This window comes from Paludisphaera rhizosphaerae (genome assembly GCF_011065895.1).
Lineage (GTDB): Bacteria > Planctomycetota > Planctomycetia > Isosphaerales > Isosphaeraceae > Paludisphaera > Paludisphaera rhizosphaerae.
Window position 1 is genome coordinate 1 of record NZ_JAALCR010000047.1, and the last position, 20,397, is coordinate 20,397.

General features: G+C 67.8%; 17 protein-coding genes. 11 read left to right on the forward strand and 6 right to left on the reverse strand.

Annotated elements, in window-relative coordinates; translation table 11 throughout:
- Positions 1-345 precede the first annotated feature (345 nt).
- Positions 346-1,848, reverse strand: coding sequence for a chromosomal replication initiator protein DnaA (gene dnaA, locus G5C50_RS29970; RefSeq protein ID WP_165075205.1), 1,503 nt, complete (start codon positions 1,846-1,848; stop codon positions 346-348).
- Between the two features lie 466 nt (positions 1,849-2,314).
- Between dnaA and G5C50_RS29975 the strand changes: the two genes are divergently transcribed.
- From G5C50_RS29975 to G5C50_RS30000, 6 genes are all read left to right on the forward strand, one after another.
- Positions 2,315-5,215: a tetratricopeptide repeat protein gene (locus G5C50_RS29975; RefSeq protein WP_165075208.1), complete on the forward strand. Its 2,901-nt coding sequence runs from the start codon at positions 2,315-2,317 to the stop codon at positions 5,213-5,215.
- 674 nt (positions 5,216-5,889) lie between these two features.
- On the forward strand, positions 5,890-7,362 hold the full coding sequence (locus G5C50_RS29980) for a serine hydrolase domain-containing protein (RefSeq protein ID WP_165075211.1): 1,473 nt from the start codon (positions 5,890-5,892) through the stop codon (positions 7,360-7,362).
- A gap of 186 nt (positions 7,363-7,548) precedes the next feature.
- Complete coding sequence (locus G5C50_RS29985) at positions 7,549-8,307, forward strand: hypothetical protein (protein ID WP_165075214.1); 759 nt, start codon at positions 7,549-7,551, stop codon at positions 8,305-8,307.
- A gap of 25 nt (positions 8,308-8,332) precedes the next feature.
- Positions 8,333-9,130, forward strand: a complete 798-nt coding sequence (locus G5C50_RS29990; protein ID WP_165075217.1) for a hypothetical protein — start codon at positions 8,333-8,335, stop codon at positions 9,128-9,130.
- A 7-nt stretch (positions 9,131-9,137) separates the two neighbouring features.
- Entirely contained in the window at positions 9,138-10,250 is a 1,113-nt protein-coding gene (locus G5C50_RS29995; RefSeq protein WP_165075219.1) for a glycoside hydrolase family 76 protein, read from the forward strand.
- Between the two features lie 54 nt (positions 10,251-10,304).
- Positions 10,305-10,787: a DUF4279 domain-containing protein gene (locus G5C50_RS30000; RefSeq protein ID WP_165075221.1), complete on the forward strand. Its 483-nt coding sequence runs from the start codon at positions 10,305-10,307 to the stop codon at positions 10,785-10,787.
- 2 nt (positions 10,788-10,789) lie between these two features.
- Here the strand turns inward: G5C50_RS30000 and G5C50_RS30005 are convergent, their stop codons facing one another.
- Positions 10,790-11,023, reverse strand: coding sequence for a hypothetical protein (locus G5C50_RS30005; protein ID WP_165075223.1), 234 nt, complete (start codon positions 11,021-11,023; stop codon positions 10,790-10,792).
- On the opposite strand from G5C50_RS30005, the gene G5C50_RS30010 reads away from it, so the two are divergent.
- Positions 11,022-11,420 carry a DUF2147 domain-containing protein gene (locus tag G5C50_RS30010; protein WP_165075225.1) on the forward strand — a complete coding sequence of 133 codons (399 nt, stop codon included), beginning with the start codon at positions 11,022-11,024 and terminating at the stop codon, positions 11,418-11,420. The two genes, G5C50_RS30005 and G5C50_RS30010, sit on opposite strands and share 2 nt — an antisense overlap.
- Positions 11,421-11,740: 320 nt before the next feature.
- On the opposite strand, the gene G5C50_RS30015 is transcribed toward G5C50_RS30010, so the two are convergent.
- Both G5C50_RS30015 and G5C50_RS30020 read right to left on the reverse strand, forming a co-directional pair.
- Positions 11,741-13,069, reverse strand: coding sequence for a HEAT repeat domain-containing protein (locus G5C50_RS30015; RefSeq protein WP_165075227.1), 1,329 nt, complete (start codon positions 13,067-13,069; stop codon positions 11,741-11,743).
- A 321-nt stretch (positions 13,070-13,390) separates the two neighbouring features.
- On the reverse strand, positions 13,391-13,756 hold the full coding sequence (locus tag G5C50_RS30020) for a response regulator (RefSeq protein ID WP_165075229.1): 366 nt from the start codon (positions 13,754-13,756) through the stop codon (positions 13,391-13,393).
- A 469-nt stretch (positions 13,757-14,225) separates the two neighbouring features.
- Here G5C50_RS30020 and G5C50_RS30025 point away from each other — a divergent pair, with 469 nt between their 5' ends.
- Genes G5C50_RS30025 through G5C50_RS30035 form a run of 3 tightly spaced genes read left to right on the forward strand, consistent with a single transcriptional unit; the run spans position 14,226 to position 17,291 of the window.
- Entirely contained in the window at positions 14,226-15,395 is a 1,170-nt protein-coding gene (locus tag G5C50_RS30025) for a sensor histidine kinase (RefSeq protein ID WP_165075231.1), read from the forward strand.
- Positions 15,396-15,414: 19 nt separating this feature from the next.
- A complete protein-coding gene (locus tag G5C50_RS30030) occupies positions 15,415-16,917 on the forward strand; it encodes an ATPase domain-containing protein (RefSeq protein WP_206107918.1) in 1,503 nt (500 codons plus the stop codon).
- The gene (locus tag G5C50_RS30035) at positions 16,914-17,291 is read left to right on the forward strand and encodes a response regulator (protein ID WP_165075235.1); all 378 of its coding nucleotides are present in this window, start codon (positions 16,914-16,916) and stop codon (positions 17,289-17,291) included. The genes G5C50_RS30030 and G5C50_RS30035 overlap by 4 nt, the downstream gene beginning before the upstream one ends.
- Positions 17,292-17,446: 155 nt before the next feature.
- Here the strand turns inward: G5C50_RS30035 and G5C50_RS30040 are convergent, their stop codons facing one another.
- Entirely contained in the window at positions 17,447-17,848 is a 402-nt protein-coding gene (locus tag G5C50_RS30040) for a response regulator (RefSeq protein ID WP_165075237.1), read from the reverse strand.
- 660 nt (positions 17,849-18,508) lie between these two features.
- On the opposite strand from G5C50_RS30040, the gene G5C50_RS30045 reads away from it, so the two are divergent.
- A complete protein-coding gene (locus G5C50_RS30045; RefSeq protein ID WP_165075239.1) occupies positions 18,509-19,756 on the forward strand; it encodes an IS4 family transposase in 1,248 nt (415 codons plus the stop codon).
- Between the two features lie 261 nt (positions 19,757-20,017).
- Here the strand turns inward: G5C50_RS30045 and G5C50_RS30050 are convergent, their stop codons facing one another.
- The gene (locus G5C50_RS30050) at positions 20,018-20,329 is read right to left on the reverse strand and encodes a helix-turn-helix domain-containing protein (RefSeq protein WP_165075241.1); all 312 of its coding nucleotides are present in this window, start codon (positions 20,327-20,329) and stop codon (positions 20,018-20,020) included.
- Positions 20,330-20,397: the final 68 nt, after the last annotated feature.

Consider the following 20,397-nt stretch of genomic DNA (forward strand, 5'->3'; position numbering starts at 1 on the left):
CAGCCGCGCAGCGGCGGGTGAGGGTCGTGGGATCTCGGATCGAGCCTCGCGAGGGGCCAAACGATCTTCCCCCCTCGCGGGGGAAGGTGGCCGCGAAGCGATCAGATGAAGGGGACGACCGGCTTCGGATGTACGTCCGGCGGTTGGTTCTTGATGCGTCGCCGATCCCCCCTCATCCGGCCGCTTCGCGGCCACCTTCCTCGCGAGGGGGGAAGGCCGTTATGGTGAAGATAGCGACCGGGACGCCCTCCGAAATCCGACGACCCTCACCCGGCCCTGCGGGCCACCCTCTCCCGGCGGGAGAGGGGACGTGGGTCACTCGGTCGCCTGGAAGGAAGGCTTGCTTCACGCACCCAGGTTCGATTCCAGGTCGGCCAGGATGTCGACGACGTTGTCGAAGCCGGGGAGGAGGGCGTTGCGGGCGTCGTCCTTGAGCCAGCCGAGGACCTTCTTCTCGGCCGACATGACGGTCGAGTGGTTGCGGCCTCCGAAGTAGCGGCCGATCTCGCTGTAGCTGGCCCCGGCGTGCTTGCGGGCCAGGTACATCGCCAGCATCCGGGGGTAGGCCAGGGTCCGGACGCGGCTTTCCGACTTCAGGCCGTCGCCGTCGATCTGGAAGAAGACGCAGACGGCCTTCTCCACGTCGCGGAGGGCGATCGAACGGATCGTGCAGCGGATCGTCTCACCGAGTGCGGCGCGGGCGGTCGCCAGGCTCAGGGGGCGGCCGGCCAGCGAGGCGTGGGCGACCACGCTCTGGAACGCCCCCTCCAGCTCGCGGACGCTCGACTTGATGTTCTCGGCCAGGTAGTCGACGACCGCCGCCGGGGCCTCGATCCCCTTCGCGGCCGCCTTCGCCCGGACGATCGCCCGCCGCGACTCCAGGTCGGGGGCCTCGATCTTGACGACCATCCCGCCGAGGAACCGCGTGGCCAGCTCGTCGGTGAGCTTGGCGATCTTCCGCGGGTGCTGGTCGGACGCCAGCACGATCGCCGCGCCCCGGTCGGCCAGGGCGTTGAACGTGTGGAGGAACTCCTCCTGCGTCGCCCGCTTTGAGGCCAGGAAGTGGACGTCGTCCACGACCAGCACGTTGGCGTTGCGGAACCGGTTGCGGAAGCTCGTCAGCGAGGCCGTCCGCATCGCTTCCAAAAAGCCGTTGGTGAAGGCCTCGGCCGTGACCAGCACCACGTTTAGCCCGGGGTGGGACTGCCGCAACCCCTGGGCGATCCCCTCCAGCATGTGGGTCTTACCCAGGCCGACCCCAGCGTGGATGAACAGCGGGTTGAACGACTTCCCGGCCGAGCGGACCATCTCACGGGCGGCCGCCGCGGCGAGTTGCGCCCCGCCCCCCGCCACGAAATCGTCGAGCTTCCGCAAGGGCCGCGCCGGCGAGGTCGGCGAGACGAACCGGGGAGGGGCGGGCTGGTCGATCGTCGGCCTTTCGGCGGGGGCCGCGGGGCGGGTCACGCCGGGGATCGGAACCGTCACCACGGGGCGACGGTCGGCGGGAGCCGCAGGCTCGACCACCTCGCCGCCGGTCCGGGGATCGGCCTCGTCCTGCACGGCGAACGAGACGGGCAGGGCCCGGCCGATCACCTGCTTCACCGCGTCGGCCACGTTGGCCGCGAAGCCCGACTTGATCCGATCGCGGAAGTAGGCGTTGGGCGTGGTGACCTGCACCGAGGCCCCGTCGCCGGCGACGTTCATCCGGACGCCTTCGCCGAACCAGAGCCCGAACCGCGACTCGCCGATCCGCTCCGCCACCGCGTCCCGAAGCGCCGATTCCAACGCGTCCGCAACCTCCGCCCGGGGCGCCGTCGCCTGCTTGTCGATTCCCTTCGCCCCGATCATGATCACACCCCTTCGCCGCGAGTCGCCCCGTCGTCTTTCTCTCTCCGTCAGCGGTCGCCCAGGTGAATCCGATCCCGCAACTGGATCAGTTTCCCTCGTCGGCCACGAAGATATGCCCCCTGCGCAGGACCCTGTCAAAGACGGGGACCGGGCGATTCAGGCAAGACGCGCCCCGATGCGCCAGCCGTGCCGGATGCGCCAGGGTAAGCCTTGCCGAAGGCGGAAAAGAGGAGGGGAGAACGGCGTTAAGGTGGGAGAAATCGAGCGCGTTCGCGGGATGCGCCGGTCGGCGCGAGGGGCGTTTGCCTCGTCCTGGGTTTGCCCTGGAGTCGCGGGCGGCCTTCGGCCGAAGGCGCGGTCCCGCCGTTACATCTCTGGGGCGGAGGCTCGTGGCCTGGTGAACCCAGAGGGTTTGAGGATAAAATGAGGTCCTGGAACAGTCGGGGGACCCCCACGAGGTCGCACCATGTCGGACCGGGCGGTCGAGGACGGGTCGGACTCGTGGTCGGCGTCGGCGTCGGGCGACGTCGATCCGGCGCTGGCGCGGCTGTTCTCCGAGCTGATGGAGCGGCTGGACGCGGGCGAGGCGATCGACGTCGAGGCGGTCGTCGCCGAACATCCTCAGTGGGCGGAGGAGATCCGCCGTTTGACGCCCGCCCTGCTGGACCTCTCCGCCCTGCGCGGCGACGCGCCGGCGGCCCGAGAATTCGGCGGCTTTCGGATCGACCGCGAGATCGGCCGCGGCGGCATGGGGATCGTGTACGAGGCCGAGCAGACCGCGCTGGGGCGTCGAGTGGCGCTGAAGGTCTTGCTCTCGGCCGCGGCGATGGACGCCCACGCGCTGCGGCGGTTCCAGCTTGAGGCCCAGGTCGCCGGCCTGCTGCAACATCCCCGGATCGTCCCGGTGTACGACGTGGGAGTGGTGCAGGGGACCCCCTATTACGCCATGCGACTCGTCCGCGGCGGCAGCCTGGCCGACCTCGTCGCCGCCATGCGCGCCATGGCCGACGACCCGCCCGACGAATCGGACCGTCCCGGATTCTGGAGCGGCTGGACGAAATTCGTCTTCCCCCCTGGAGGGGGAAGACAGACCGCGCCGCGGTCAGTTGAGGGGGACGACCGGCGCGGGGTTGAGAACGAGTCGTCTGACGCAGATCCGACGCCGGTCTCCCCCTCATCCGGCCCTACGGGCCACCTTCCCCCTCCAGGGGGGAAGGCCCCTGATGACGTCTTCCCCCCTGGAGGGGGAAGACAGACCGCGCCGCGGTCAGATGAGGGGGACGACCGGCGCGGGGCGAGCAACCGGACGCCTGATCGGAACGCGGGGCCGATCCCCCCTCATCCGTCCGCTTCGCGGCCACCTTCCCCCGCGAGGGGGGAAGGCCGTTATGGTCCGGACTCGCTTCCCACAGCCGATCCGCACGAGGAGGAATCGGACATCGGCGAGTTGGCCGTCGGCCTGCTCTCGGGTCGGTTCGCGCCCGAGCATGAGGAGGACGAGGCTCCCGGCGCGGGGCCGCCGTTGAAGCTGCGGCTGCCGGTGCACGGTTCGTTGGGGTCGCGGTCGTACATTCGGACGGTGGCGAGGCTGGGGGTGCAGGTTGCGGAGGCCCTGGGGTACGCCCACGAGCAGGGGGTGACGCATCGGGACGTGAAGCCGGCGAACCTGCTGCTGGACCGCAAGGGGGACGTCTGGGTCGTCGACTTCGGCATGGCCGACGTCCAGGGCGCCGGCGGCCTGACGGTCAGCGGCGACCTGCCGGGAACCCTCCGCTACATGAGCCCCGAGCAGGCCACCGGCCGCCGGGCGCTCGTCGACCGCCGGACCGACGTTTACGCCCTGGGCGCGACGCTCTATGAGCTGCTCACGCTCCGCCCGGCCGCGACCGGCCAGGACCGGCAGGAGATCCTGCGCCGGGTCGTGGAGGAGGAGCCCACGCCGATCCGCCGTCTGAACCCGGCGGTCCCCGTCGACCTGGCCACGGCCGTCGCCAAGGCGATGGCCAAGAACCCGGCCGACCGCTACGACACAGCCGCCAGGTTCGCCGAGGATCTGCGGCGGTTTCTCGACGGCCGGCCCATCGCCGCCCGTCCCGTGGGCGCCCCGGCGCGGCTCTGGCGGTGGTGCCGTCGCAAGCCGATCCTGGCGGGGCTTTCGGCCGCGCTGGCGGCCTCGCTGATTCTGGGTCTCGCGGGAGCGGCCTGGAGCTGGCGGCGGTCGGTGATCCAGGAGCGTCGGCTGGCGGCCTCGGCGGCGAAGCTCGCGGCGGTCGACGGCTTCCTCATCAGGCAGTTGCTGGAACTGGCCTCGCCGGAGCACAACCCCGACGGCGGCAAGACCTCGATCCGCGAGGCGCTCGACCGCGCCGCGGCCGAGGTCGGCCCGTCGCTGGCGGGGCAGCCGGAGGTCGAGGCGGCCGTCCGACTGGAGATCGGTAAGGCGTACCACGGGATGGGCGACTACGCGGCCAGCGAGCGGCACCTGCGCACCGCGTACGACCTCCTCCGAACCCGTCCTGAAGCCCCGGCCGACGACGCGCTGGCGATCCAGGCCGAGCTGGCCCACACGCTCGACCACCTGACCCGATGGGACGAGGCCGAGCCGCTCCTGGTCGACGCCGTCGCCCGCTCACGGCGAGTGCTGGGGCCCGGCGCCGAGACCTCGCTGCGGGCCTCGAACTACCTCGCCGCCTTCCTCAACGACCGGGGTCGGCTCAACGAGGCCGAGGCCGCTTACCGCCGCACGATCGCGGAGTCCGAAGGCGGTCTCAAAAAGCTGCCGCCGGAGATCGTCCTCTCTGCGCGGGGCAACCTGGCGGACATCCTCCGCCGCCAGAAACGACTCGACGAGGCCGAGGCTTTGCTCCGCCCGACGATCGACGATTCCATCGATATCCTCGGCCGCAAGAATCCGGCGACGCTCTCAGCCCGGAACAACCTGGCCGCCGTGCTGGAGAGTCGGGGTGAGTATCAGGAGGCCGAACGCATCTTCCGCGAGGATCTGGAAATCAACCGCGAGGTCCTCGGCCCCGAGCACGTGGGGACGCTCACCTGCGGCTACAATCTGGCCCACGTCCTGATCAAGCTGGGCCGGCTCGACGAGGCCGAGCCTCTGCTGCGCTCCACCCTGGAAACCCAGCGCCGGGTGATGGGACCCGAACACCCCGCCACCCTCTTCGTCGCCGCGGCCCTGGGCGACCTGCTCCGGACCCGGGGCCGGCTCGACGAGGCCGAGTCTCTCCTGCGTTCCACCCTGGAAGCCCAGCGTCGGATCCTGGGCCCCGACCACGCTGACGTCAAAAGGACCGCCGCGCGACTGGAATCCCTCGCCGGCGACCGCGCCGTCGCCGACCGACGACGCCCGTAAACCACGCCCTGTTGAAACCGCGATCATGTGCGCTAAATTCGGCGATTTGGTCGTATCGTATCGAGTGGAGGGACCGGCGAACCTCCGCTCATCACAATCGGCGAGCATCCCCGAGCAGTCCCCGCGAATATGGCCGAACGAACCCACCCTCCGAACCCGATTCCGACGCCCAAGGTCCGGGCCGTCGCGGACTTCCGTCGCATGGGTTCGTCGTGGGTCGGTGCGAACGAAGCCGGCTCGATTTCAGGAAGGACGACCGGCCTTCTGTCCCCTCTCCCGCCGGGAGAGGGTGGCCCGAAGGGCCGGGTGAGGGTCGTTGGACTTGTAGGCATAGTGTGGATTGAGAGCTTGCGCGACCGGCATGCCTCCCGAAGTCCGACGACCCTCATCCGCCGCTGCGCGGCACCTTCTCCCGGGGGGAGAAGGGACTCTTGGCTCGGCTTCCCGGCACGTCGCACCATCGCGAAATCAACCGAACGAACCCGCCGCAATCCCCCGATTTCCTCGCCCAACACGAACATCCGCAAGACGTTCCGTCCGACGGCTTCGGCCGCGCCCGGGTGCGAACGAAGCCAGCGCCGGCGGGGGGGCGGTCCCTTGATCGGGGCGGTCCGGCGTCGTCCAATGAGCGGATCGTCAGAAAGCTCGGATTCGGACCAGAGGAGGGTGCTGAGATGAGGCGGTCGTTCACGGCGGCGGCGTTCGTGCTCCTGGGGATTTCGGCCTCGGCCTCGGAGCCGCTCTCGCGCGCGGAGCCGGAGGCGATGGGGGTGTCGTCGGCGGCGGTCCGGGACTTCGTCCTGGCGGCCGACAAGATCGACTCGTTCCACAGCGTGATCGTCGTCCGGCACGGCAAGGTCGTGGCCGAGGGCTGGTGGTCCCCCTATGACGCGGAGACCCGCCACGCGCTCTTCTCGCTCTCCAAGAGCTTCACTTCCACGGCCGTCGGCCTGGCCGTCGCCGAGGGGAAACTCTCCATCGACGACCCCGTCCTGAAGTTCTTCCCGGAGGACGCCTCGGAGAACCCCAGCGCCAACCTGAAGGCCATGCGCGTCAGCGACCTGCTGCGGATGTCGACCGGCCACAAGGACGAGCCCAAGCGGGCCGAGGACCAGGTCTGGACCAAGGTCTTCCTTGCCCAGGAGGTTCCGTTCAAGCCGGGGACGCACTTCCTGTACAACACGTCGGGGACGTACATGGCCTCGGCGATCGTCCAGAAGGCCGTCGGGCAGACGGTGCTCGACTACCTCCGCCCCCGCCTTTTCGACCCGCTCGGCATCGACGACCCCGAATGGGGGACGAGCCCTCAAGGCGTCTCGCTGGGGGGCTACGGACTGAGCATCCGGACGGAAGACATCGCCAAATTCGGACAGCTTTACTTGCAGAAAGGTCGATGGAACGGCCGGCAGATCGTGCCGGAAGCCTGGGTGAACGCCGCCACCAAGCTCCAGACCTCCAACGGCAGCAACCCCAAGAGCGACTGGGAGCAGGGCTACGGCTACCAGTTCTGGCGGTGCCGCAACGGCGGCTATCGCGGCGACGGCGCCTTCGGCCAGTACTGCGTCGTCCTGCCTGAGAAGGACGCCGTGGTCGCCATTACGAGCGCCGTGAAGAACATGCAGGAGGTGCTCGACCTCGTCTGGGACAAGCTCCTCCCCGGCCTGATGAACGAGCCCCTGCCGGCCGACGCCCAGGCTCGCGAGGCTCTCGCCCAGACGCTGACCGGCCTGAAAATGAAGACTCCCGAGGGCGCCCCCGCGCCGGGGTCCTCGGTGAAGGTGGTGGGGCGGACGTTCGGTTTCGAGCCCAACGCGCGGAAGCTGGAGGCCCTGCGGGTGGAGCAGGCCGATAACGGCCCGATCACGCTGGTCCTCCGCGTCGACGGCGCCGACCGTCGCATCCCCTGCGGCCGGGGCGAGTGGGTCAAGTCCCGCGCCGCCGTCACCGGCTTCCCCGAACAGCCCGTCGCCGCCTCCGCCGCCTGGACGGCCGAGGACACCCTGACCGCCCAGGTCGTCCTCGTCGAGAGCCCGTTCCGCGTCACCTATCGCATCAAGTTCGACGGCGACAAGGCGACCGTCGACCCGGAAGTGAACGTCGCCTTCGGCGGGGCCCGGCCTGGAGCGCTGACGGGCAAGGCTGAATGAGCGACGTCTTCCCCCCTGGAGGGGGAAGACAGACCGCGAAGCGGTCAGATGAGGGGGACGACCGCCGTCGAAGTTACATCCCGCGAACGCTTTGAACGCCAGGCCGATCGTCCCCCTCATCCGGCCCTTCGGGCCACCTTCCCCCTCCAGGGGGGAAGGCTGAATAACCCAGATCGAGACCCCCACATGACCCCGCCCGCCATCGCTGCAGAGCCCGACCGTCCCACGACCGGTCCGCTGGTCGTGGGGCCCGTGCGCGGCTTCTGGCAGACGCGCGATCCGGGCGGGTGGATTTGGGGGGCCCTGTATACGCCGCTCGCGGCGGCGCTGGCGGTCGACCAGCTCAATCGGCAGGTCGACGACCATCTGGGGATCGGGATGAGCGTCGTCCTGGTCCGGCTGCTCATCACGGCGGCCGCCGTCGGCCCCATGCTCCTGATCCTCGGGTCGTCCTCGTGGGGCGAGGCCCGTTGGCGGATCGACGATCAGGGCGTCTCCTTCGCCCCGCCGAAGGGTGAGCCGACCTTCCTGGCCTGGCCCGACGTGGAGCAGCTCAAGCTGGCCGACGCGATCATCCTCCGCGGCCGAGCCGCCCGCGTGACGTTCTCCTCGACCCTCCCCGAGCCCGATCGTCGCGAGGTCGCCCGGCGCATCCACGAACGTCTGGAGGCCGACTTCGACTGGGAGCCCCGGCCGATTCCTCGACGCACGGTCGGAGGCTTCATCCGGCTGCTCACCACCGAGGCGACCCTGCTGACGGCCTTCGTCGCGACGACCTTCGGCCCCGCCGTCATCCAGCAGGCCGGCGGGCCTCCGATCGCCTGGATCGGACGCATCGCCTTCATCGTCTGGCTGATCCTCCTCGCCGCGTCCTTCGTCACCCGCCACAAGCGCGCCGAGGACCGCCGCTGGATCTCCCGACGCCCCGCCGCTCCCTCCCTGTAACTCATGGACGACTGAGATCCCCGCCGTGTCGACCAGCCCCACCAGCACCGATCCCTCCGACCGTCCCACGACCGGGCCGCTGGTCATCGGGCCGGTGCGCGGCGTGTGGGAGGTCCGCGACATGGATGCTGATCCCTGGACCTGGGTCGCGATCTTCGGGCCGTGGGTGGTCGCCCTGGTCGCGGCGTCCCTTGAAGGCGTGATCGATTCGATGCTGGGCGATCACTTGGGAGGGGGTAAGAGCCTGCCCCTCCTGATGGGGCTTTCGTTCCCGGGCATCATCGTCGTCTTCTTTCGATCATCGGCCTGGGGGAACGCCTGTTGGCGACTCGACGACGCAGGCGTCTCCTACACGCCGCCGAGGAGGAAGCCCACCTCGCTCGCCTGGGACGACGTGGAGCGGGTCAAGCTGCTGGGCTCAATCACCCTGCGGGGGCTGGGCCGTAAGATCCTGTTCCCCGTGACCCTTCCCGAAGCCGACAGGCGCGAGGCCGCGCGGTGGATCCGAGAACGACTGGGGCGCGACTTCGACCTGGAGCCTCGCCCTCGCCCCCGGGCGTCGATCGAGAGTTCCCTCCGATTGATGACGATCGGCCTCGCCGTGGCGGCGGTCGTCTGCGCGACGTCGTTCGGCCCGGTCTTGATTCAGGAATCCGGCGGCCCGCGGATCGCCTGGATCGGGCGAACCGCGTTTGGGTGTTGGATGTTCCTCTTCCTCGCCGGATCGATAACGTTCCTGCGGCATCAAGTGGTGAAGGCGGGTTGGGTTTTGAGGCGTCCCGCCGTCGACGGCTTCAAACGACAGCCCACCGCACTGGAGTAACTTCGTCATGAGCAGGGCATGGACGATGGGCGCGCTGATCGCAACGTACTTCCTCGGGACCTCGGCGAACGGGGCCGAGCCGGGTCGCTATGAGCTGCAGGCGCGGGAGGTGACGGACTACATCCAGAGGACGTTCCTCGATGCGAGGACCGGTCTGTACGTGGCGACCGAGTCGAAGCATCGGCCGGATTTCGCGTGGGGGCAGGGGGTGGCCCTGGCGAATCTCGTGGCGGCGGCGCGGGTTGAGCCGGACGCTTATCGCAAGACGCTCGACGGGTACGTCAAGGCGCTCGACGTCTACTGGGACGCCAAGGCCAAGGTCCCCGGCTATGAGCCCTCGCCCACGCGCGGGAACGGCGACGACAAGTATTATGATGACAATGCGTGGATCGTCCTCTCGCTGCTGGAGGCTTACGAGACCGACCACAACCCCAAGCGGCTGGAACGGGCTGAGGCCACCCTCCGGTTCGCGCTCAGCGGCTGGGACGACGCGATCGGCGGCGGGATCTGGTGGCACGAGGGGCACAAGGACGGCACCAAGAACACCTGCTCCAACGCCCCCACGGCCGTCGGCTGCCTGCGGCTGGCCCGCGTCAAGCCGGACGACGAGGCCGCGAAGCAGATCGACGAGGCCCGCCGGATCGTCGCCTGGACCCGCGACTCGCTCCAGACCGAGGACGGCCTGTACCACGACCGCAAGGTGGTCGCCACCGGCGAAATCAAGCGCGGCAAGCTGACGTACAACGCCGGCCTGATGCTCCGCGCCTTCCTGGGCCTCTATCGAGCCACGGGCGACGAGTCGTACCTGAGAGAAGCCCGGCGGATCTCCGACGCCTCCGACTGGTTCATCTCCGCCCGAAACGGCGTCTACCGCGACGACGTCAAGTTCGCCCACCTTCTGGTCGAGGCCGACCTGGAATTCCACCGGACCACCGGCGACGCCCACGCCCTCGATCGGGCCCGGCGGAACGTCGACGCCTTCTACGCCCACTGGCAGGCCGACCCGCCGGCCGACATGATCTCCAACGCCTCCATCGCCCGCATCCTCTGGCTCTTCTCCGAAACCGAGACCGACGCCGGCCGCGAATTCTGGTCCCACGCCGATAAGCCGCGGTTGTGAGATGCGATCAGATCAAAGCTGCATCCCCCTCGCCCCGGCCGATCTTCCTCGGCCATGACCTCGTTGCGAGCCGTCTCCATCATGTGCGACGACGAATACGACGACGAATACGGAACCTGCGCTCAGACCTATGCGTCGCTCTGTATCTATCCGGGTGAGATCGACCCGACCGAGGTCACGGAACGTCTTGGGGTCGAGCCCTCAAGCTGGCAACGTCAAGGAGAACTCCAGCAACGAGCCGACAGGCGGCCGAGGGCGGCGACCCTCAACGGCTGGTTCCTCACATCGAAGGGATGTATCGACTCGCGGGACTCGCGCCGGCACATCGACTGGATCCTCGACCAGATCGAGCCGAGCGCGGAGGCGCTCCGCTCGCTGCAACGCGAAGGATGCCGGACGGAAGTCTCTTGCTTCTGGATCTCCCAGAGCGGACACGGGGGACCGACGATCCCGCCGAGCCAGATGCGGAGGCTTGCCGACCTCAGCCTGGAGCTGTGGTTCGATTTCTACGGCCCCCACGACGAGGACGACGCTTGAAATCAACCGGCGCGGCGACGGCCCAGAGCGGGGGCGGAGAGCGGGGCGGGCATGGCCAGGGTCGTTGGCTCGGGGGCTTCGATGGCGTAGTCGACGCCGCCCAGTTCGGTGGGGGTCAGGACGGAGGCGCCATCGACGTGACCTGCGCCCGCGCCATGGCTACAATCGCTTTCCGGCGGCGGGTGGCGGCCCACGTCGGGCCGCGTCCGTCCCGTTTCCCTTTCGGAGGCGGTCATGAAGGCGATTCTCTCCCTGGCGATGATCATCGGGGCGTGCGGCCTGGCGGGCGCTTCGGACGACAAGGCGGCCGATCCTGTCGGCAAATGGCAGTGCAGCTATGAGATCGGCGACCAGAAGCGGACCTCCACCCTGACGATCAAGAAGGAAGGGGACGGGTTCGCCGGGACCATGGAATGGGCCGACCAGAAGGACGAGAAGCTCAAGGACGTGAAGTTCAAGGACGGGAAGCTGACGTTCTCCGCCGTGCGGAAGTTCCAGGACAACACGATCCCCATCGACTACACGCTGAAGGTCGAAGGCGACGAGCTCAAGGGGAAGGGCGAGGCGGAATTCCAGGGCGACAAGCGCGAGTTCGAGATCGAGGCCAAGCGGGAGAAGCCCGAGGCGAAGTAAGAGACCGTCCCAAGCGCGCTGGACTGAGCAGACAACGGCCTTCCCCCCTGGAGGGGGAAGGTGGCCCGAAGGGCCCGATGAGGGGGACGACCACCGTCGGACGTGGAGCCGACGGGTCATTCTCAATCCCGAGGCGGTCGTCCCCCTCATCTGACCGCTTGGCGGTCTGTCTTCCCCCTCAAGGGGGGAAGACGTCGAAGCGCCGCCCTTCGACTTACCGACAATCTCAAAGCCCAGGCTCCCCGGCCTCAGACATACGCAATCCACCGCCGGATGAGTTCGGCACGTGCGTCTTCCTGGCTTCCGCGTCCCTGCTAAACTCAATCAGCGCGGATGCTCCTCACGGCTTCCTGAATCGCCTGGCGCAAGGCCGCATCGGGATTGTCGCGCTCCAGCTTGCTCAAGTCTTCGAGGGCCGGTTGAGCCGCGGGGCCGATCCGGCCAAGAAGATAGAGGACCCTCTGGCGGCGATCAGGAGATCCCTGCCTCAACGTCGTCCGAAGGGATGGCACGGCGGCCGCGCCTGAGGGGCCGTATTTCGAGAGCACCACGGTGGCTTGCTGTTGGACGTAGTTCTGCGGCGCGTCTCGCAGCAGCGCCGCGATCGGCTCAAGCAGCGCCTGGGCTTCGGGGGAGTCGGGGTCGATTGTGGCGATCGCATCAGCTGCATCCAGGGCCGAGTTCTGCGGTTCGGCGAGTTCGCGCTGGGCCGCTTTCGCAAGCGCCGGCAGGGCGGGGCGTGCGAGAGGCCCGAGCTTGGCCAGGGCGTTGGGGATGGTTCGACGGAGGATGAAATCGTCCGGGTCCAGGGCGTTCACCAGGGCCGGGATCATCGCCAGCGGCGGAGCGGGCAGGATCCCGAACGACCATCCGATCGCGGAGTGCTCCTCACGGCTGGAAGCGGTCCCGAGCTGCTGGAGGAGCAAGGGGTAAGTCAGGTCGGAATCGGGCCAACCCCGGGCGAGGCTGCCGGCGGCCGCGGCTCGTACCGCGGGCTCCGCGTCGTTCTTCATCACCGAGATGATCGAAGCCGGGCCCTCGCCGGTCGTGGGGGCGATCCGTGCGAACGTCCGGGCCGCCGCACTTCGGACCTCGGGATCGGGATCGTTCAGCAACCGGAGGAGCGGCGCCACGGCTCGGCCGTCCGTCGTTCCGATCGTCACGCTGGTCGGCCGGACGCCGGGGGCGGCCGACGGGAGCGGCACGGTGTCGTGGAGCACCCCCAGAGCCATGACGGCCTCGCGGCGGACCTCGGCCTGCTGGTCGTCGAGGGCCTGGACGAGTCCTCGCGTACCGTGGTCGAGCTCCTCGCCCACCGCTCCATTACGAGCCGTCACGCTGCCTCGAATGGCGGAGCCGAGCGAACGTGCGGCGGCCTGCCGGACCTTCCAGTCCTCGTCCTCAAGAGCCGCGAGCAGGCGAGAAACAACCCGCCCAAGGTCGTCGGCATTGACGGAGGCGAGGTTCTCGACGGCCATCCGCCGACTCGTCGCATCCCCTGCCTGGATCGACCCGATCTGGAGCCCTGTCAGAGCGTGCTCGACGTTTCGGTTCTCAAGCCGGTACAGCCAGGCCGCGAGCACCAACCCCACGACCGCCACCGCGACCATCAGCCGCTTCACCGTGAACCGTATGCGGGGGATCGGCATGTCCTGGGTCCTTCTGATGCGCTTCCGATGACGGACGCCGTTCCTGGACCGTCGGTGCCTGCAGGGGTCGCGCACGTCCCGGATTCGTGTTCGACGGCATCGCGATCGACATGGACTATCCTGACCACACGCTGCCTCACTTTCACGCGATTTACGGAGAAAGCGGCGATCGCGGCAATGGAGACGGCCGAGGTCCTCGACGGGAGATCGCCTGGGCGCGCAGGGCCATCGTGTGCGAGCGAGCCGTGACCGATCGCGACGAGCTGACGAGGAATCGGGAACTGGCTTGCACGGGTCGACCGTGGCCGACGGGTCCCCAGGTCAGTTGACGAAGTCGCCGCGTCCAAATCGTTCGACGAGGTCCAGGACGTCCGCCGGCTTGTAGACGACGCCCGAAGCGCCCGCCTCCCTGGCGATGAAGGGGACCTCCGGCGAAACGTTCGCGGTCACGAGGACGATCGGGACCCGGCCGAATCCGAGGTTCTCCCGCAGTCGCCTGATCAATTCCAGCCCATCCATGCCGGGCATCATCAGGTCGGTCAGCACCAGGTCGAACGTGAAGTGGGCCGCCTCGTGGAGGGCGGCGTCGCCGCAGGTGGCGGCGCGGACTTCGCAACCCGCGAGCTTGAGGAGCAATGCGGTCGTCTCGCGCAGGTCGTCCATGTCTTCCACGAGAAGTACTCGCATGGCAATGGCCCATTCTTCGCCGAGAGGTCCAGGTGCGGGCGTCCGGATGTTTCGAGTCGGTCGGACGTAGGATTCTCAAAGCAACTCATGGGCCGATCTCAATGCCAGGTTGAAGGAATACGACGAGGGCCCGGAAGAAGACGAAGCTTTGGGAGCAGGAAAGGGCCGCGATCGCCGTTCGTCGTCGCGCCCGGCAAACGAACTCCTCCATTCTTAAGAGGAGCCCTTTGGAAGCTGCCGCGGAGACAGGACGAATCCGGCCGGTCTCGGCACGGCTGTTGCTTCAAGGAGCCTCACGACTTTTCGATCCGCCTTCGAACGCCGAACCTTGCTTCTCGCGAAGGGGCATTCCTCTGATTCTGCATCTGAGACGGGATCACCATCGATTGCCTTCCGGCTTTCCGCCAGGCGGGGAGTTCCGGGCCTCGTCGAACGGGTCGGCCTTTCGATCTGGCGGGGAGGCCCTACGATGAGCGACCGCCGGCCCGAACGACGCGTCGCGAAGCCTGCCCCCGACGACGAGCGGGGCTGGCTCGCCATGCTGATCGATGTCCATCCCCTCCCGACGCTCGTCGTCGACACGGAGTCCGGCGACGTCGCGGCCGACAACCCGGCAGCGCGCTCCGTCCCGCTGCGGCCCCCGGCCGACGCGAGCGAACGCGAGAGCTTTTTCGCCGAGCTGAACGGCTCACGCGTCGACTTCGAGGGCCTGATCCGCGGGGCGATCGCCTCGGCCTCCGGGGAGGTCGAATTCTCGTGGTCTGCGCGAGGCCGGGACTTCGAGTTCCGCTCCTTCTGCCGCCCGCTGCCGCCGGCCGACGGCAGGGCGCCCCTGGCGATCCTCACCTTGCTTGACGTCACGGAACAGCGGTCAACCGAGCGGGAGATGAGGCGGGCGCTGGAGGTCCGCGACGAGTTCTTCTCCATCGCCACCCACGAGCTGAAGGACCCGCTTTTTTCGCTCCAGCTCTCCAGCCAACTTCTGGAACGCACGGCGACGCGTCAGGGGGAGGTTCCGCCCCACGTCCTCCACCATCTGGAGGTGAGCCAGCGGCAGGTCGAGCGCCTCTCGCGGCTCGTCGACAACCTGCTGGACGTCTCGCGGATCATGAATCGCCGGCTCCAGCTCGATCTGGAGACGCTCGACCTGGCCGACCTTGTGCGAGAGGCGGTCGGACGCTTCCAGGAACGCGCCGAGTCAGCCTCGACGCCGATCGCGGCCGAGGTCGCCGGGCCGATCATCGGTTATTTCGACCGCCTGAAGCTCGAACAGGTCTTCGGCAACCTCCTCGCCAATGCGCTCAAGTACGGCGGCGGCCGGCCCGTGACCGTGCGGGCTCGCGCCCATGGGGAGACGGCGGTCGTTGAGGTCGAGGACCAAGGCGTCGGGATCTCTCTCGCCGACCAGGCGAGGATCTTCGAGAGGTTCGAGAGAGCCTCGGAGGGGCATCGCAAGGAGAGCCTCGGCCTGGGCCTGTACATCGTCCGCTCGCTGGTCGAGGCCCACGGGGGGACGGTCGGCGTGCGGAGCGTGCCCGGCAAGGGGGCGACTTTCACCGTAACGCTGCCCAGGAAGCGCCTCTCCGTCGACGTCCGTTCGTCGGCCGAGGGGAGCGGGCTCGTTCCGGATCAGGGGTAGAAGAATGGCCGATGATCGCTTGAACGAGTCAACATCAGAGCAACCGCCGCCCGACGGCCTGGAGCGGGTCGAGAGCGGCATTCCGCGCCTCGACTACATCCTCAAGGGCGGCTTTTTGAAGGGCGGGACCTACAACCTGATCGGCCCGCCGGGGAGCGGCAAGACGATCCTGGGCAACCAGTTCTGCTTCAACCACCTCGCCCGCACCGACGGCAGTTGCGTCTATATCTCGCTGCTGGTCGAATCGCACGCCAAGATGCTCCGGCACCTCGCTTCCCTGAAGTTCTTCGATCGCGATAAGATCCCCGATCGGCTCTATTACGTCAGCGGCTACTCGTCGCTCCGCGAAGGAGGGCCCGACGCCCTTCTCGACCTCATTCGGGCGACGTTGCGAGACCGTCGGGCCACCTTGCTGGTCGTCGACGGCATGGAGAGCATCCGCCAGTTCGCCGATGGGGAGCAGAAGATCAAGGAGTTCGTCCACGAGCTTCAGGCGTTCACGGGCCTGATCGGCTGCACCTCGCTGCTGATGTGCTTCAAGGACCCGAGCTACTCGTTCACGGAGAACGCGGTGGTCGACGGCGTCGTCGAGTTGAGCGATCAGTTGATCGGCCCCCGCGCCGTCCGCGAGCTTGTGGTGCACAAGTTCCGCGGCGGGGATTACCTGCGGGGGCGGCACGAGGTCGAGATCACCGAAAGCGGCATCGTGATCCACCCCCGCACCGAGATCCAGTTCGACAAGCCGCCGGGCAGGGCGACCGAGCTGCGCGTCCGCATGCCGTTCGGCGTCGCCGAGCTGGACAAGATGACCTTCGGCGGCCTTCCCTCCGGTTCGACCACCGCGCTGCTGGGGGCCCCCGGGACGGGCAAGACGTTGCTCGGCCTTTCCTTCCTCGTCGAGGGCGCCAAGCAGGGCCACCACGGCACCTACTTCGGCTTCTACGAGCCGCCGCCTCGGCTGATGGAGAAGGCCAACCAGGTGGGCATCGAGCTTGAGAAATACGTCAAGGAAGGGCTGATCGATGTGGTCTGGCAGCCGCCGCTGGAGCACATGCTGGACTCCCTGGCCGAGCAGTTGCTGGAGAAGATCCGCGAGCACGAGCAGCCGCGACGGCGGCTTTTCTTCGACGGCGTGGAGGGCTTCCGGGCGGCCTCGGTCTACCCCGACCGGCTGCCTCGGTTCCTCTCGGCGTTCTGCAACCAGTTGCGGGCGTCTGACGTCACGGCCGTGATGACCGAGGAGCTGCCGCTCTTCCGGCCCGAGATCGACATGCCCAACCCGGAGCTGGCCAACGTCGTCGAGACCGTGGTCCTGCTCCGCTACGTCGAGCTTCGGTCGCAGCTCTACCGGCTGCTGTCGATCATGAAGATGCGCGAGAGCCGATACGACACCTCCATCCGGGAATTCAAGATCACCGACCAGGGCCTGGAGGTCGCCGACTCCTTCGAGAGCGCCGAGGCGATCCTGACGGGCTACGGCCGCCTCTCCGGATCGCCCTCGGTCAAGGAGGACCAACGATGAAGTGCATCCTCGTGGTCGACGACGAATTCGACCTGGTCGGCATGCTCCGCTCGATCCTCGAAGAAGAGGGTTACAGCACCGAGTCGTGCTCCAACGGTCGCGCCGCGCTCGAGCGGCTGAAGGCTTGCAAGCCCGACCTGCTGCTGATGGACGTCATGCTGCCTTACATCAGCGGTTTGGAGGTGCTTCGCACGATGAAGGAGACCCCGGGCCTGGACGGCGTTCCCGTGGTGCTGATGAGTTCGGTGCAGCCGGGCGTGAAGCAGCACGACTACCACTGGGACGCGTTCCTGCGGAAGCCGTTCGGTCTGGAGGACCTGCTGCGGACGGTCCGGGAATTCGCGGGCGCCCCCGACGAGGTCGTTCAGAGTTGAGGGGGGTCGTCTCGACGTGGGGGAAGCCGGGGCGAGCCTCGCCCGCTTGCGCCTTCCGTGGCGCCGGCTTCCAGGCGTCATGGCGCCCCCTCGCGCAGGGGGCGTCGCAGCCCCCGGTGTTCGGGGGCCGAGTGGAATGCTCGAATTGAGCTTCCTCAGCTCGATAGGGCTTCGCACGCGAGGCGCGAAGCCAGCAAGTCTTCCAGGACGAAGGGATCGAAGGGTTTGACCAGATACTGGTCGATCCCAGCCTCCTCGGCGCGCCGGTGATCGGACTCCTGATTGAAGCCCGAGGAGCACACGATGAAGACGTCTTTCCCGCCGGGCTGCTCGCGCAGTCGCCGGGCGACCTCGAAGCCGTCCATCAGCGGCAGCCCGAGGTCGAGCACCACGGCGTGCGGCCGCTGTTCTCGGGCGACTTGGAGCGCCTCGGGGCCGTCGTGGGCCTCGGCGGCCTCATAACCCCACGCTTGCAAGAGCATGGCCAGGCAGGCGGCCGTATCGACGTTGTCGTCGACGACGAGGATGCGAAGCGCGGAATGGGCATGTCCCCGCATGTTCCAACCTCGGGTGAGGATTCCATGGAGCTTAGTTCATCCGTGCATCGGAGATCATACCCGGATGCCAGACCTACGTCCAGCCGCGACGCTTTCGGAGAGGCTCCACATGGGGGCGACACGGCGTAAAGATGACTCTCGAAGCGGCGACAAATGCGGCTCTACCCACCACGCTCGCCGATGCTGGAGGACCTTGGCATGGAAGCCCAATAGGGTCCACTCCGCGGACCTTGTTAGGTCTCACCAGGGTGAAAGGGAACATTCCACCCGACACGTACGCCCGACGACTCGTTCGACATTGCCAGACCTGCTCTTCCGAATGGCCCGCACAGCAGACCCTACTCCTACTTTGGCCAAGGCCCCGGGGATTTCGATGGGACGAAAACCCCCGAGTTTACCTAGATCGCCGGCGATATTAAGAGCGACCCGAATGCCACGAAGATAGTGCACAAGGCCTTCGGCGTGAACGACTTGTCGCGTCTTGAAGGCTGAGGGGGCCCGAGGGCATCCTGGCGGTTTCTCGAGGACGCGCCGAGACGCCGCACGGAGCCCCCCCATGCCGACTCGCATCTTCACCATCCTCGGCCGCCTGCGCCAAGACGCCGCCGCCGCGATCTCGCCGAGGACGATCGAGGCGGCTTGCGAGAAGGCGGGATATCGTTGGAGGGCTCGCAAGCTTGGGCCGGTCGAGACGATCTCGCTGTTCCTTCTGCAGGTCTTGCTGAGGACACTTCGTGCCGGCATGTCGAGCGGCTCGGCGGTCAGGAGTTCAGCGACTCGGCCTACTGCCAGGCTCGACGTCGCATCCCCCTGGCGGTCTTCCTCGGGCTCGTCGAAGGGGTGGCCGCGGCCGTCCGGGGCACCTCGGAGGATTGCCGCTGGCGGGGCCATCGGCTCTGGGTCGAGGACGGCTCGAGCGTCTCCATGCCCGACGCGCCCGAGTTGCAGGCCCGCTTCGGCCAGCCCTCGGGCCAGCGGCCGGGGTGCGGCTTCCCGGTGGCCAAGCTGCTGGCTCTGTTCCACGTCGAGACGGGGATGCTCCTGCGGATGACGACCGCCCCGCTGCGGTCCCACGACATGGCCGGGGCCGGGGCGATCTCAAGCGAGTTGGAGCCGGGCGACGTCCTCCTGGGAGACCGCGGCTTCTGTTCCTATGCTCATCTGGCGATCTTGATCGGACGCGGCGTTTTCGCGGTCTTCCGCATGCACCAGCGGCTGAACGTCGACTTCACGCCGGGGCGGCCGACGGCGCGGAGGAAGGGCCCGTATCCTCGGCCCCAGGGCCTGCCGAGCTCGCGATGGGTGCTGACGCACGGGCCGTGGGATCAGGTGGTCGCCTGGCCCAAGCCCAAGGCCCGACCCGAGTGGATGACGGCCGAAGAATACGCGACGCTGCCGGACGAGATCCTGGTCCGCGAGTTGCGGTACGAGGTGGCGACGCCGGGCTATCGGGTGCGACGATTGACGCTGGCGACGACTCTCCTGGACGCGGCGATGCACCCCGCGACGGAACTGGCGGAAGTCTATTACAAGCGATGGCGCGTGGAGCACGATTTCCGACATCTGAAGATCACGATGAACATGGACGTGCTCAAGTGCATGACGGTGGACGGCGTCCTGAAAGAGCTGGCGATGTACGCGATCGCGTACAACCTGGTGCGCTCGGCGATGCTGGAGTCGGCGCGGACGCAACGAGTCGACCCCGACCGCCTCAGCCTGATCGACGGCCTCCGCTGGCTGACCGGCATGCCGGGCGACGGCGACACGCCGATGCTGGTCGTCAACCCGTGCCGCCGCGGCCGCTACGAGCCGCGTGTCAAGAAACGCCGCCCCAAGAAGTACATGCGGATGACCAAGCCCCGGCGCGAATACCACGAAGACCTAATCCAGCAATGGTTTGCGGCTTAACTTCGTGGCATTCGGGTCACTGCTAAATTCCGTGGAGATCCAGGCGATATGGGCTGTCCTCGTTCAGTCCTCTGCTCGACTTTCTCCGGGAGAGAAGCCCAGCCCAGTAGGGGCCGCTCGGCGGAGCTTGTTAGGTTTCATCAAGGTGAAAATGCGGCCGCCCGGCATGCGCGCCTGACGCGACTGCGGCATCGCGAGACCTGATCTTCCGAATGGTCCCAACAGCGGGCCCTACTCCTCCCGCATCTCACCTTCCTGTCTTCATTCGCCGAATTGGGACAGCTTGACCGGGGGTTGATCGTCGAACTGGACGGAGATCACCAGGGTTCCCCCCATCGCTTCGACGTACTTCCGGAGGGTGCTCACATAGACGTCGGTCCGCCTTTCCAACCGGCTGACGGCCGCCTGCGTGGTCTTCAACGTCGCGGCCATCTCGACCTGTGAGCGGTGTCGGGCTTCCCTCAGTTGGCGAAGGGACGCCTCCCGCTCGACGGCCCTGGCCATGCTGGCTTCCACTTCGGCCCGTTCCTCGGCCGGCAGCTTCGCCAGATAGTCCTCCAGCTTGATCGCCATCGCTCGGTCCTTTCCAGGTGTCGGTTGTATCGTTCCTCGGCGATCGAGACCAGGTCATACGGAACTCC